General features: G+C 37.4%; 12 protein-coding genes. 3 read left to right on the plus strand and 9 right to left on the minus strand.

Annotated features, from left to right (window positions below):
• The first annotated feature begins 70 nt into the window (after positions 1–70).
• Complete coding sequence (locus tag AC2A07_RS13960; protein WP_484050993.1) at positions 71–1,234, plus strand: MFS transporter; 1,164 nt, start codon at positions 71–73, stop codon at positions 1,232–1,234.
• 14 nt (positions 1,235–1,248) lie between these two features.
• Here AC2A07_RS13960 and AC2A07_RS13965 read toward each other — a convergent pair whose 3' ends face one another.
• From AC2A07_RS13965 to AC2A07_RS13980, 4 genes are all read right to left on the minus strand, one after another.
• Complete coding sequence (locus AC2A07_RS13965) at positions 1,249–1,647, minus strand: immunity 22 family protein (protein WP_484050926.1); 399 nt, start codon at positions 1,645–1,647, stop codon at positions 1,249–1,251.
• Positions 1,648–1,935: 288 nt separating this feature from the next.
• Positions 1,936–2,499, minus strand: a complete 564-nt coding sequence (locus tag AC2A07_RS13970) for a DUF4256 domain-containing protein (protein WP_484050927.1) — start codon at positions 2,497–2,499, stop codon at positions 1,936–1,938.
• 26 nt (positions 2,500–2,525) lie between these two features.
• Positions 2,526–3,236, minus strand: coding sequence for a hypothetical protein (locus AC2A07_RS13975; protein ID WP_484050928.1), 711 nt, complete (start codon positions 3,234–3,236; stop codon positions 2,526–2,528).
• Positions 3,237–3,325: 89 nt separating this feature from the next.
• The gene (locus AC2A07_RS13980; protein WP_484050929.1) at positions 3,326–3,889 is read right to left on the minus strand and encodes a YdeI/OmpD-associated family protein; all 564 of its coding nucleotides are present in this window, start codon (positions 3,887–3,889) and stop codon (positions 3,326–3,328) included.
• A 227-nt stretch (positions 3,890–4,116) separates the two neighbouring features.
• Between AC2A07_RS13980 and AC2A07_RS13985 the strand changes: the two genes are divergently transcribed.
• Complete coding sequence (locus AC2A07_RS13985) at positions 4,117–6,984, plus strand: M16 family metallopeptidase (protein WP_484050930.1); 2,868 nt, start codon at positions 4,117–4,119, stop codon at positions 6,982–6,984.
• A 123-nt stretch (positions 6,985–7,107) separates the two neighbouring features.
• Here the strand turns inward: AC2A07_RS13985 and AC2A07_RS13990 are convergent, their stop codons facing one another.
• Both AC2A07_RS13990 and AC2A07_RS13995 read right to left on the minus strand, forming a co-directional pair.
• A complete protein-coding gene (locus AC2A07_RS13990) occupies positions 7,108–7,497 on the minus strand; it encodes a VOC family protein (protein ID WP_484050931.1) in 390 nt (129 codons plus the stop codon).
• A gap of 3 nt (positions 7,498–7,500) precedes the next feature.
• Positions 7,501–8,655, minus strand: a complete 1,155-nt coding sequence (locus AC2A07_RS13995; RefSeq protein ID WP_484050932.1) for an MFS transporter — start codon at positions 8,653–8,655, stop codon at positions 7,501–7,503.
• Between the two features lie 123 nt (positions 8,656–8,778).
• On the opposite strand from AC2A07_RS13995, the gene AC2A07_RS14000 reads away from it, so the two are divergent.
• The gene (locus AC2A07_RS14000) at positions 8,779–9,348 is read left to right on the plus strand and encodes a Crp/Fnr family transcriptional regulator (protein WP_484050933.1); all 570 of its coding nucleotides are present in this window, start codon (positions 8,779–8,781) and stop codon (positions 9,346–9,348) included.
• A 250-nt stretch (positions 9,349–9,598) separates the two neighbouring features.
• Here AC2A07_RS14000 and AC2A07_RS14005 read toward each other — a convergent pair whose 3' ends face one another.
• From AC2A07_RS14005 to AC2A07_RS14015, 3 genes are all read right to left on the minus strand, one after another.
• On the minus strand, positions 9,599–11,740 hold the full coding sequence (locus tag AC2A07_RS14005) for a S46 family peptidase (protein ID WP_484050934.1): 2,142 nt from the start codon (positions 11,738–11,740) through the stop codon (positions 9,599–9,601).
• A gap of 201 nt (positions 11,741–11,941) precedes the next feature.
• Positions 11,942–12,523, minus strand: a complete 582-nt coding sequence (locus tag AC2A07_RS14010) for a Crp/Fnr family transcriptional regulator (protein WP_314497461.1) — start codon at positions 12,521–12,523, stop codon at positions 11,942–11,944.
• Positions 12,524–12,638: 115 nt separating this feature from the next.
• Positions 12,639–13,283, minus strand: a complete 645-nt coding sequence (locus AC2A07_RS14015; RefSeq protein WP_484050935.1) for an MgtC/SapB family protein — start codon at positions 13,281–13,283, stop codon at positions 12,639–12,641.
• Positions 13,284–13,346: the final 63 nt, after the last annotated feature.

The following is a 13,346-nucleotide window of genomic DNA, read 5'->3' on the forward strand; positions in this document are numbered from 1 at the left end:
AATAATAGAAATTGTGAAATTCATACATTTATATACAAGTTCTTTTAAAGGACTTTCAAAAGAAAGCTGGATGCTGGCACTCGTAATGCTTATTAACCGCTCCGGCTCTATGGTACTGCCTTTCTTGGGAGTATACATGACGGCATACCTCCATTTCAGTATCGAAAATACCGGTATTGTTCTTAGTTTTTTCGGAATAGGATCGGTGATCGGTTCTTGGCTGGGAGGTTACATTACCGATAAAGTCGGAGAATATAAAGTGCAGTACATCAGTTTACTGCTGAGTGTGCCTTTGTTCTGCCTTATTCCTGTTTTCAAAACAGAGGCCGGTGTTGCACTGATTATTTTACTGCAGAGTATTGTAAGTGATTCGTTCCGGCCTGCCAACTCGGTGGCCATCACAAAATATGCAAAACCTGAAAATATAACCAGAGCATTTTCACTCAACCGTATGGCGGTCAATCTCGGATTTTCCATCGGGCCTGCTTTAGGAGGTATTCTGTCTGCAATTTCTTATGAATTTCTTTTTTACAGCAATGCTCTGGGAGCTTTGCTTGCCGGTCTGATGTATATTCTGTTTTTTTATAAAAGAAATAAGCTGGCAAAAATAAAGGCTAAAAAAGTAAAGGAAGCTGTTGAAATTAAAAAAGAAAACTCGCCTTATCGGGATGGTAAATTTTTGATCTACTGTTTCTTCTGTATGCTTTTTTCAATTTGTTTTTTCCAGTTATTCAGCACGCTGACTATATTTTATAAAGATACTGCGCATCTGAGCCAGGAGAGTATAGGATATATTTTAGGGTACAGCGGTTTTTTAGTGGTATTGCTTGAAATGGGTCTGGTGCAGATTGCTGAAAAGTATTTCAGCTTAGCCCGTACGATGTTTTTAGGGACTTTTATCTGCGGACTTTCTTATGCATTGCTGGGTTTTGATTACAGTATTGTAACACTGGTGATCTCCATGAGTTTATTATCCGCAGGCGAAATCTGGGCGCTTCCTTTTATGTCAACAATTACCGCATTGCGATCAGGTAAAAATAATAAAGGTGCGTATATGGGGTTGAATGGAATTTCTTTTTCAATTGCTTTTATCATCACCCCTTATCTGGGAACACTGATTGCAGAAAAATTCGGCTTCAGTTTCCTGTGGATCGGAACCGGAATTTTAGCGACCCTTATTGCTGTAGGCTTTTATTTTGTGGTGCCCTGGATGTTGAAAGAAAAAGAAGCTTAGCAGCTTCAATTTCTTTAATATTCAATCTCAAAACTTCCAACATAAGTCAGGGAAAAATCATCAGATTCTACAGAAACCGGTTTTGGAATTTGTCCGTGGCTTACAAAAATTAAAGAATTTATTTCAAATTTCAATTCCAGTTGAATGATTTTATGAACCAACTCAGGGAGCCACTGGTCTGCAAATGAATACTCTGAAAAATTATCATAAATGTTCTGGCTGAGATTTTCAAAACCATATTCTGCAAGATCACCGTCAAACCATACGGTATCCTGAGATTCTGCAAATTTTGAGATGTAGCTGTCATCGTCTTCTTCGTTCAGGTAATAGTTTTCATCCTCTTCTACAAAATGCAAGAAATCTTCTTCCGAATTGAAATTCCCTACCCAAAAATCTAAAATCTGTGTATTCATGCCTAATTTTTTGAAGCGTCAAAGGTAAGATTAATAGTTTTTATATTAAAAGATTTCAGGGAATTTGCAATATAGAAAAATATTTAAAGTGGCGGATCTTTCGTGGAGTCTTATTAATTAGATATAGAATTCTGTCGTTCGTCACTTCGAGTAGGTTTACAAAACCGTATCGAGAAGTTTGTGATTCAGGGACTATTTGTATTTTACTGATTATCAATACGGATTATCACAGAATTTATCCGAACGGACTGATTCGTAAATATTGGATGAACTTTTAAATGGGTTGAGTTAAACCCTTAACAAGCCCCGAAAAGCTCTCGCTGCATAATATGAATTGGCACCATTATGATAGACAAAGACCTTATCGTATCTTCTGTCACAAAATAATGCACCACCGAGAGTTCTGATTTCTTTTGGCGTTTTGATCCAGCTTGATGTTTTCAGGTCAAATTCTCCTAAAGTCTGCAGGAAGCGGTATTGAGCCTCATCAAGAATTTCTATACCCATCTCCCCGGCAACATCGTCAACAGTATTCTGAGGTTTATTTTCTTTTCGCGAGTCCAAAGCTTCGCGGTCATAGCAGAAGCTCCTTCTCCCTTTGGGACTTTCTGCCGAGCAGTCGAAATAGAGGTACTGATCTGTTTTCTGATCATAATCTACAACATCAGGCTCACCACCCGAAATTTCCATTTCATGGAGTGACCGGAGTTTCTGAGGATTTTCTTTCAGTTTCTGTTCAATTTTCAGCCAGTCCATTTCAGGATGCCGATTCTTGTTTTTTTCAAAACGCTGATGTACAATCTCCAGAAGCGCTGCAGCTTCTTTTTCGGATAGGTGATTTTCTGACTGCATATGATCGGTTTTTTTAATGAAGAAATTTAAGGAAAATTGGACAGCCTGTCATTGGGTAAATCATATTCGAAGATTTTATCTGTTTCAGGATCAATATAAAGCCATTGAAATGGACTGATCTTATGTTCAGATTCGGTATAAATTCCCAAAACATAATATTCTTTATCATCTCTGGTTTTTTTCTCAATGGAATAGGCAAGATCTTCCCTGTTTTTGATGGATAATTTAATTAAATCTTTTTTTGAATTCGCAATATAATATTCTGCAAGTTTATAAAGGTGATCTAAATAAGAATCTGACAATTCATTTTCTTTCGAATAATAATATTTGAGAGGCTTTCCGTATTCATTCCTGAATTTTGAGACGTTTCCGTCTTTTATTTTTTTTGCAGAAACAAGCCATTGTGCATTTTGGGGAGTATCACCGTCACCGGCAATATAGACAGAATCATTTTTCCATTCGATGACAATAAGGTCACCGCGAAGAAGGCTGCGGTCGTTGTTATTGTCGTTGACAAAAGTGATCTCATCCTTCCCTTTTTTACCGTTGAGCTGCGAATAGTCATAGTCGTCATTGTAGGAAATAAATTCGACCGTATCCTGTTTTACCGAATCTTTTTTGGCGGCAGTCTGCCGGACTGTTTCTGTTTCAGCTTCATCTGCAGAATGATTTTTTGGTTCGGACAGAGTACACGAAAAACAAAATATCAGAATCAGAGCCGTAAAAAAATCTTTCATATCTGTTGGTTAAGAACTTAAAAGTAATAAAATCTGATGAATCAGAAAGAGATCCTTCCAAATACCTTTTTAAGGTTTAGCTGGAAAATTTAAGAAACTCTTCTTTCTCTTTCACTTTCGGAAATCGTTTTTTCCAATCTTGAAATCTGAGTTTTATACTGTTTAGCACTCATGATCCAGTGAATCATGACTTTCTGATAGGATGGAGCCTGTTTTTTAAAAAATTCCCATGCTTTTTCATCAGATTTAAATCTTTTTTCATATTCTGCTGAAAGTGAACTGTTTTCAGTTTCGTGGGAATAGATTCCTGATTTATTTTCTTTTCTGAGCTTAAATGCATCAATACCTGCGGGATGCATCAGACCTGATTTGGAAAGTTCCTCAATCTTTTTAATATTTACGGTACTCCAGATGCTCGTCGGTCTTCTTGGAGTAAATCGAATGCTGTAGCTTTCCTGATCAATTGATTTTCTTACTCCGTCAATCCAGCCAAAACACAGTGCCTGGTCTACAGATTCAGACCAGGTCATTGAAGGCTTTTTTGTTCCCACTTTATAAAATCCCACGACCAGCTCCGCTTCTATCCTGTGATTTTCTTCAAGCCATTTGCGGAAATCCTGCCGTGTTATGAAAAAAATTGCAGTTGTTTTCATTTTAAGTATTGATGATAAAATTAAAAATTTACTTTTAAATTTAAGGATAGATAACATTAAATAATTTGATATCCTGATAAACCTGATGTATTGTAATCTGATTTCTTACAGTTTATACAAATCATCATCATAGATTTATTATAAACATTTTGTAGAAAGTCTTATCTTTTGAATCCTTACATTTGTAAGGCATTCTGATTTAAAGAAAGAGTGAAAATGAATTTAATATGATTGACAGAAGATATAAGGAAACGATTCATACGGATAGTAATAATTACGAATACATCACTGTTACCAACGACGAAAATAAAGTCAGAATTTATACCCTGAAAAACGGATTGAAAGTTTTCCTGGCGCAGAATTTTGATGCACCGAGAATTCAGACATTTATTCCTGTAAGAACCGGCAGTAATAATGATCCTTCTGATAATACAGGTCTGGCCCATTATCTTGAGCACATGATGTTCAAAGGAACATCTAAGATCGGAACGCAGAACTGGGAGGAAGAAAAAGTTTTGCTGGATCAGATTTCAGATTTATACGAGCAGCATAAAGCGGAGCAGAATCCTGAAAGAAAAAAGGAGATCTATAAAAAAATTGATGAAATTTCTCAGGAAGCCAGCCAGTTTGCTATTGCCAACGAATATGATAAAATAATCTCATCACTCGGTGCCAGCGGAACCAACGCTCATACCTGGTTTGATGAAACAGTCTATAAAAATAATATTCCCGCTAACGAATTTGAAAAATGGCTGAAAGTGGAGAAAGAAAGGTTTTCAGAGATGGTTTTACGTCTTTTTCATACAGAACTGGAATCTGTTTATGAAGAATTCAACAGAGCGCAGGATAATGATTCCCGATTGGTTAATGATGAACTGATGGAAGCCCTTTTCCCCAATCATCCGAATGGGCAGCAGACTACTCTTGGTAAACCTGAACATTTGAAAAATCCCTCTATGAAGGCGATTCACAAATATTTTGATGAATATTATGTTCCCAATAATTATGCAATGGTGTTGGTGGGAGATCTCGATTTTGAAGAAACCGTAAAGTTGGTGGATCAATATTTCGGAACGATCCCGTATAAAGAATTACCTGTAAAAGAAGCCGTTACAGAAGAGCCCATGACTGAAATTACTGAAAGAACAGTATACAGCCCGACAACACCGAGGGTTCAGCTTGCATGGAGAACAGACAGCTACGGCTCAAAAGAAGCGATGTATGCCGATGTAGTTGCCAATATTTTAAGCAACAGGGGAGATGCAGGTCTGCTCGATCTGCATATCAATCAGACCCAAAAAATGCTTTGGGCACAAGCTTATTCTTTAGGATTAAAAAACTACGGATTCTTTTCCATTGTGGCTGTTCCTAAGGAGAATCAGACTTTAAACGAAGCCAGAGACATGGTTTTGGAGCAGATTGAACTGGTTAAAAAAGGAGAATTTCCGGATTGGATGTTTCCTGCTATTATCAATGATTTTAAGCTTCAGAGAATGAAGGCACTGGAAACTGCCGGAGGATTGGCTAATAATCTGTATGACACCTATATAAAAGGAAGAACCTGGGAACAGGAACTGAATGAAATGGATGAGTATGATGAAATTACCAGAGAAGAAGTCATAGAATTCGCCAATACTTTCTTTAAAGAAAATTATGTTGTCATCAACAAGGAAAAAGGGATCAATGATAAATTACTGAGGGTTGACAATCCCGGGATCACGGCTATTAAAATTAACCGCGATGCACAGTCTGATTTTCTGAAAGAAATTGTAGAGGAGAAGACTGAGGATATTCAACCTGAATTTATTGACTATCAGAAAGAGATAACCACGGATGTTATTAAAGATAAGAAAGTAAGTTTCGTTAAGAATAAGTACAATGAGATTGCCCAGGTGTATTTTATTTTTCCGTTTGGAAGCGACAACGACCGGCATCTGGGGATTTCTACACAGATCCTGCAGTATCTGGGAACTGAAAAGTTTTCACCCGAGGATCTGAAAAAAGAATTCTTTAAAATTGGAATAACGAACGATTTCAAAACCACTTCAGACCAACTGCATATTTCGTTGAGCGGACTTGAAGAAAACATGGAGAAAGGTATAGAGCTGCTTCAGCACTGGATGAAGAACGTAGAGCCCGATCAGGAAATTTACAATCAGTTTGTCACCACTGTTCTGGAAAACCGTGAAGCCGGAAAAAAAGATAAAAACCGGATCATGACGGCACTGACCAATTATACCAAGCTTGGGAAAGGTTCCAGATTTTTGGATTTCCTTACGAAGGAAGAATTAGAAAACACAACAGTGGAGGAGTTTACAGATCGTATAAGAAATCTGTTCAAATTCCAGTACCAGGTATTTTTCTATGGAAAAGATTTTGAAAAATTTAAAAAAGAAATAGAAAGCTTTACTGAAAACCAGAGTCGAAGTACTCCCGACCCTAAAAAATATCCTGACCCGGAAACAACCGGAAATGTATATTTTACCAATTACGATATGGTACAGATGGAAATGAGTAAAATAGGAAAGGGGCATCATGTAAATACAGAGAATTTTGGTAAGATCAATGTTTTCAATGAATATTTTGGAAGAGGTCTGTCATCTATTGTTTTTCAGGAAATCCGTGAAAGTAAAAGTTTAGCCTACTCAGCCTATGTTTCCTATTCGCCGAATACTGAGGCTGGTCGTCCTGACTACATTACAACTTACATAGGGACACAGCCTGATAAATTACAGATTGCAGTTGACACCATGACCGAACTGATGGATGAGCTGCCTGAAGTGGCCACCCAGTTTGAAAATGCGAAAAGTGCAGCATTAAAACAGATTGCTTCAACAAGAATTACCAGAACCAATATCTTTTTCAATACATTAAAATTACAGAAGCTGGGGATAACACACGATTTCAGAAAGGATATCTATAGCCAGATAAAAGACCTTAAATTTGATGAAATCAAACAATTTTATCAGACGGAGATAAAGCCGATCCAGTTTAATACTGCTATCATCGGGAAAAAAGAAAACCTGAATCTGGAGGCTGTTGAGCAGATGGGAACTTTTAAAGAGCTGGAATTAGAAGAGATTTTTGGGTACTAAAGTATAATTAATTTCCGTGAACGAATTATAAGTAAAAATATCTAAATGAAAGGCTGTCCCCATTTTCGGACAGCCTTTCATTTAATATATAGAAACAACCATTAACCTTTTTTTTGATCCTTACTACACACAAATTTCTATCTGGTTTCCTTCGGGATCAAGAATGACACTTTCATAATATCCGTCACCCGTTGTTCTTGGTTCACTTTCTATGGTATAATGACCGGTACGCAACCTTTCTGTTAAGTCATTTACCGCTTCTTTGCTGCCGACAGAAATGGCAAAATGAGCCATCCCTTCTGTAAATCCTCTTTTTTCAGGCTTATCATTTATATCCTGCCTGTTCATTAATTCAATACGTGTTTTATCATCCCCAAAGTTCAGGAAATAGGAAGTAAATCCTTTTGAAGGATTGCTGTATTTTTCATTGGAAACTGCATTGAAATAATTTACATAAAATTCCCGCATTCTTTCCAGGTCAGCAACCCATATTGCGATATGATCAATTCTCATTTTTTAGAATTTAATAGATTTGTATTTTTCGGAGAGAACAATAATTAAAATTCCGAAGGCCGATGCTGATAATAATGCGATTCTGAGGTCTGTAATTTCAGAAAGCAGACCAATTAAGGGTGGGCCAATCATAAAACCGAGAAAACTTATTGACGAGACTGCTGTGATGGCAATACTTGCGGACATCGTTTTTAATCTTCCTGCTGCACTGTAACAAATGGGTACAATGGAGGAAACGCCTAATCCTACAAGTAAAAAACCAAAAGTTGAGAGGATTAAACCAGGTCTGGCGGTAGCAAGTAATAAGCCCGCAGTAATTAATATCCCACAGTACTTCAGCACGGTTGAGGCCTGATAACGGTTGACAAATTTATCAGCGACAAAACGTCCTAATGTCATCGCTCCCATACTCGCTATATATCCCATACGTACAAAAGACTCGTCCGGTTTGATAATGGTAGAGAAATAAACGCTGCTCCAATCAAACATGGTTCCTTCACAAAACATACTTCCAAATCCTATCAGTCCCAAAATAATTACAGCAGCATCCAGTTTAAAAACTGTTTTTTCCGTTCTATCTCTATCAGCTTCCTTTATATCCTGATGAAGTAATCGCCGGCTGAAAAAAAAGATTCCTAAAATACCGAAGACCAGGATGATCATAAAATGGGTGAAAACTGACCATTCCGTCTGGGCGAATACAGTGCCTAAGATTCCACCTGTAAACCCTCCCAGACTCCATAATCCGTGGAAAGAAGACATGATGTTTCTTTTGTACAGCGCTTCTAAACTGACTGCCTGGGTATTCACGGCAATATTGGCCATGTTTGATGCAATCCCGAATAAAAATAATACGGAGAACAGGTATGCAAAGCTATCTGCGTTTGCAATGAATGTGAGCATGATTCCATACATGATCATTGCTGTGATCAAAACAGGCCGGCTTCCATATTTGTTCACCAGATAACCTGAGACCGCCATCATGGTTAACTGACCCAGAGGCATGGCAAAGAGTACCTGTCCCAGCTCGCCATCATTGAGCTGAAGCGCTTTTTTAATATCAGGGATCCTGCTTGCCCAGCTGGCGAATATCAATCCCATGATAAAATAGAAGTAAAAAATGCTGATACGCGTTGGAGATAATTTCTGCGTGGTCATAAGTGCTTTTAAAAATTAGAGTGCAAAACTAATAACAGATCAGGTGAATAAAAATGACGCACGTCATTTTCTTCATGTTTAATGAATAAATATTACTTTTGATAAAGTGATTATTTTAAAATAATGGATATTGTAAAAACAATTCTCGAAAAATATAAGGTGCGGTTTTCTCAGGAATCAATGTTGAGATTTCAATCGATACTGATACAGAAATCTTATCAGAAAGATGAAATGATTTTAGAAGAGGGAACCGTAAGCAGATACATTTATATTGTAGAAAGAGGCCTGATCCGACAGTTTTATTATAAAGAAGGGCGGGATATAACAGAACATTTTTCCTGTGAAGGTAATATTGCCACCTGCCTTGAAAGTTTATTTCTGCAGGAGCCGACGCGGTTATTGGTAGAAGCGCTGGAGCCGTCTGTCATCTGTCTTCTGGATTATAATAAATGGATAAAACTTTGTGATGAATTTCCGGATATTAATCAATTGTACAGGGCTGTTATGGAATATAAGCTCGTTGTTTCTCAGCACAAAGCAGATTCCTGGCGTTTTGAAAATTCAAGGGAACGCTATGACCGATTTTGTAAAGAACAGCCATCTATTTCCGGAAGGGCATCTGTAGCCCATATCGCTTCATATCTTCTGATGAGCCCTGAAACTTTGAGCCGTGTAAGGGCAGGAGTACTGTAGTTTTCTGATTAAAATTGCAGCAATTCATTTTTGTTTTATCACATCATTAACGATGTTGCAGCCTATTTCTATTCCTGTCAACAGACATCTGATATTGATTCATCCTAAAAAAATTCTGAGAAGAGAGAGAGTCACTTAAAAAAAGAACAACCCTGAAATCAAAAGTTTGCACACATAATTTCAAGGTTGTCCGATTAAATCAATTTTCTGAAGTTTTATTTTCACTTCCTGAAACAGGTAAAAGTTGATATTACTTCACTATTTTCATCTCGTTGATCAGCCATTTTGAATCGGCAAATTTATCAACGATAAAAAGAATGTATTTCGTATCAACCATGATATTTCTGCTGAACCGCGGATCGTAGTTAATGTCGCTCATGGTTCCTTCCCACTGTCTGTCAAAATTTAATCCGACCAGGTTTCCGTGTGCATCCAGAGCAGGGCTTCCGGAATTTCCTCCTGTGGTATGATTGGTTGCCGTAAATCCTACAGGAACATCTCCGGTCTTGTCTTTGTAATTTCCGAAGTCTTTCCTGTCATAAAGATCAATCAGTTTTTTAGGGACATCAAATTCGTAATCTCCGGGAACATATTTTTCCATAACACCTGCCAGGTGCGTCTGGTAATCATAGGTAACTGCATCTTTTGGAGTTGAGCCTTTTACTTTTCCGTAGGTTACACGAAGTGTAGAATTTGCGTCCGGAAAGAATTTTCTCTCTTTATCAGTTGACATCTGCTGAGCCATATACTTTTTCTGCAGACCGTCGATTTTTGCCTGCAGAGAAGTAAATTGTGGATCAGCAGTTTTCATATAAGTATCTTTTAGATTCATGAAAAGCTGATAAACAGGATCTTTTTTAACCGTTTTTATCAATTTGTCCTGATTGGAAAATGCTTTGTCGATATCTGCATTCAGAGCAGCTCCGTTTACAGAAGATCTTCCCGTGATAACAGAGTTTTTAGAGAGGTTTTCAAAGTCGGTTATGTTTTGAGCTTCATTTTTATATTTGTCAAAACCGGAAGGCAAAAATTGCGGAGCCGTTTTGTTGGCATACAGAGCCAGAAGTTTTGCCGTTACTTTAGCATCCAGTTCCGGACTGTAATCTTTGTAGAACGAGGTAAGTCTGCTTTTGAATGCAGCTGTTCCTTTCTCATCCATTCTGCCTGCTTCCACGGCGGTAATGTACGAAGAGAACAGATTGGCAAGCATCAATGTCTCAGCGTTCCTGATCACTTCAAAATAATAGGCATTATTTAAAGCATAAGGGGCCTGATCTTTATACAGTTTGTTCAGTTCGTCTATCGTGGTTTTTATCTGAGGATTTTTGGAAGCGAGCGAACTTTCATACGTTGCTTTTTTCTGCACGGCATTCGATTTTTTAAGACCTTCTACCTCGCCAATCCATTTTTTCCAGTAGTTGGCGACAGAAGCGAATTTTGAAGCGTATTTGATCCTTGTAGCGTCGTCAGCACGCATTTTTTCATCTAATGTCTTCAGGGCAACATCACGTACTGCGATTCTCGCAGGATCAATCTCTGTCATGATCTTTTCCACAGCAATGGCAGGAAGATATTCTGTCGTTCTGCCGGGAAATCCGAAAACGAAGGTGAAATCATTTTCAGCCTTATCCTTTATAGAGACCGGAAGGTAATGTTTCGGAACGTAGGGTACATTGTCTTTAGAATATTCAGCAGGTTTGTTGTTTTTATCTGCGTAAATTCTGAACATTGAGAAATCTCCCGTATGTCTTGGCCATACCCAGTTGTCTGTATCACTTCCGAATTTTCCGATACTTTGTGGCGGCGCTCCGACCAGACGAATGTCCTTATAGGTTTCAATCACATAGGCATAAAATTTATTTCCGTAATACATTGATTTTACAGAAATTGACTGATAAGGTTCTGTTTTTTGAGAATTTTTATAAATCTCAATATTACCGGCAATTTTTTTAGAAAGTTCAGGTTCCTGAAGATTTTCAGTGTTTTCTAAAATCTTATCTGTTACCTCCTTGATATCCACAATAAAGTCAACGGTTACACCCGGATTCGGAAGTTCAGTTCCCATATTCTTTGCCCAGAAACCATTGGACAGCAGATCATTGTCAACCGTTGAATGAGCCTGGATCTGACCGTATCCGCAGTGGTGGTTGGTTAAAAGCAATCCTTTAGGCGAAATAATTTCAGCTGTGCATCCTCCGTTGAATTGTACTACAGCATCTTTGATACTTGGTTTCTGCGTATTGAAGATATCTTTGGCAGAGATTTTCATTCCCAGATCCTTCATTTCCTTTTCATTCAACTCCGTGGGAATCCACATTCCGCCGTATTGCTGCGCCATTCCCCATGAAAAAGTAAAGAATGCCGAAGCAATTAAAATAGTACGTTTTATCATTGCAAAAAATTTTGACTAAAATACGGATTTAATTGTCTCTGAAAAAAGAAAACCCTTCAGAATTTTGTTCTGAGGGGTCTGGGATCTGATATCTTACAGATTGAAAATCTTGCTTAATTTTACAAATACTGTTTCATCATTTGCATCTTTTAAGCTGTTGCAAAAATACATCATTCATCAATACCGGAAAATGAATCCAGGTTAAGAAATGCGTTTTCTGATGCGGCTCAGGGCCTGTGGAGTAATTCCCAGATAAGAGGCAATATATTTCAATGGAATCTGGATCACATAGTCAGGATAGGTTTCTAATAAATTTAAATATCTTTCTTCAGCGGAATGCATCAAAAGTGACATCTCCCGCTGGGCTTTTCTCACATATAAACCTTCTGCGGAAATTCTGCCAATATAATTTCCTATCTCAGTACTTTTGTACAGATCCTGCAGATGAGTATGATGAATCCTGTAAACCACCGTATCTTTTAAAGTCTCAATGTTATAATGGCAGGGCCTTCTCGTAATAAAAGAATCGTAAGCACTGCAGAACATATTTTTTACCAAAAATGAAAACGTAATTTCTTTCGGTGGCTCTGTCGGATGAGGTTTGCAGACAAAAAAACGGACAATTCCTTCAGAAATAAAATATAAATAATCCTCGGTTTCTCCCTGATTTAAAATAACTGTCTTTTTAGGGATTTCTAACCGTTCAAATTTGACGGTGTGGAGTAGTGCCAGGTCTTTAGGAATTCCTAAAACCGAAACATAAAAATGTATTAAATCATCCATAAATTATGGGAAACAAAATTAAATAATTATACCTCACCTTAAACTGTTTTTTTTAATTAGACTTAAAAATAAAGGTGAGAAAAGGTTACTGATAAGATTAATGATTATTTGTTTTTCAAAATTCGTAAGATTTTACCTTTTTATCATTTCGGAGATGAAGGATAAACAGCTCATGATTGGTATTTTTTCCCGTTAGCATCCATGTCGTAGCAATACTTTCCGGAGTAAATTTTTGTCTGACAACATAAAACTTCAAATGATAATTTTTGAAATTGTTTTCAAAATAAACGACATCTTCAAAAGTGTCAGCAACAATTCTGTATTCCCGGATTTTGTGATTGTTGTCAATGAAATTCTGCAGATAGCTCAGTGAACTTAAGATCAAAAGAACCAGAACTGTTCCCGTCAAAGATAAATAAACATACCCTGCACCAACTGCCATTCCGATTGAAGCTGTAGCCCAAATAGTGGTGGCAGTGGTAATTCCATCAATTTTGCTGTCTCCTTTAAAAATAACACCGGCACCCAAAAAGCCTATTCCGGTAATAATGTTTGCTGCAAGACGGTCAGGATCATGGATACCTATTTTTATAGAAAGAATAGTAAAAAGGCAGGAACCGAAGCAAACAAGGATGAAAGTCCGTAAACCGGCAGATTTGTTCCGGTATTCTCTCTCAGCTCCGATAAAAAGCCCCAGAATCACAGAAATAATAATCAGTACGAGTTCATTGTGAATTGAATGATCTTTCAGAAAATCCATTGACTGTATATTTTTACTGATAATAAAATTACAATAATTTTCTTTTTAGCGATGCTCATATTT

The sequence above is a fragment of the Chryseobacterium sp. HNCC26DJ238 genome (assembly GCF_057180465.1).

Excerpts from the sequence above, each read along its gene's own strand:
- AC2A07_RS13960 (WP_484050993.1), top strand. The coding sequence starts at position 71 with ATGCTGGCACTCGTAATGCTTATTAACCGCTCCGGCTCTATGGTACTG.
- AC2A07_RS13965 (WP_484050926.1), bottom strand. The coding sequence starts at position 1,647 with ATGAATACACAGATTTTAGATTTTTGGGTAGGGAATTTCAATTCGGAA.
- AC2A07_RS13970 (WP_484050927.1), bottom strand. The coding sequence starts at position 2,499 with ATGCAGTCAGAAAATCACCTATCCGAAAAAGAAGCTGCAGCGCTTCTG.
- AC2A07_RS13975 (WP_484050928.1), bottom strand. The coding sequence starts at position 3,236 with ATGAAAGATTTTTTTACGGCTCTGATTCTGATATTTTGTTTTTCGTGT.
- AC2A07_RS13980 (WP_484050929.1), bottom strand. The coding sequence starts at position 3,889 with ATGAAAACAACTGCAATTTTTTTCATAACACGGCAGGATTTCCGCAAA.
- AC2A07_RS13985 (WP_484050930.1), top strand. The coding sequence starts at position 4,117 with ATGATTGACAGAAGATATAAGGAAACGATTCATACGGATAGTAATAAT.
- AC2A07_RS13990 (WP_484050931.1), bottom strand. The coding sequence starts at position 7,497 with ATGAGAATTGATCATATCGCAATATGGGTTGCTGACCTGGAAAGAATG.
- AC2A07_RS13995 (WP_484050932.1), bottom strand. The coding sequence starts at position 8,655 with ATGACCACGCAGAAATTATCTCCAACGCGTATCAGCATTTTTTACTTC.
- AC2A07_RS14000 (WP_484050933.1), top strand. The coding sequence starts at position 8,779 with ATGGATATTGTAAAAACAATTCTCGAAAAATATAAGGTGCGGTTTTCT.
- AC2A07_RS14005 (WP_484050934.1), bottom strand. The coding sequence starts at position 11,740 with ATGATAAAACGTACTATTTTAATTGCTTCGGCATTCTTTACTTTTTCA.
- AC2A07_RS14010 (WP_314497461.1), bottom strand. The coding sequence starts at position 12,523 with ATGGATGATTTAATACATTTTTATGTTTCGGTTTTAGGAATTCCTAAA.
- AC2A07_RS14015 (WP_484050935.1), bottom strand. The coding sequence starts at position 13,283 with ATGGATTTTCTGAAAGATCATTCAATTCACAATGAACTCGTACTGATT.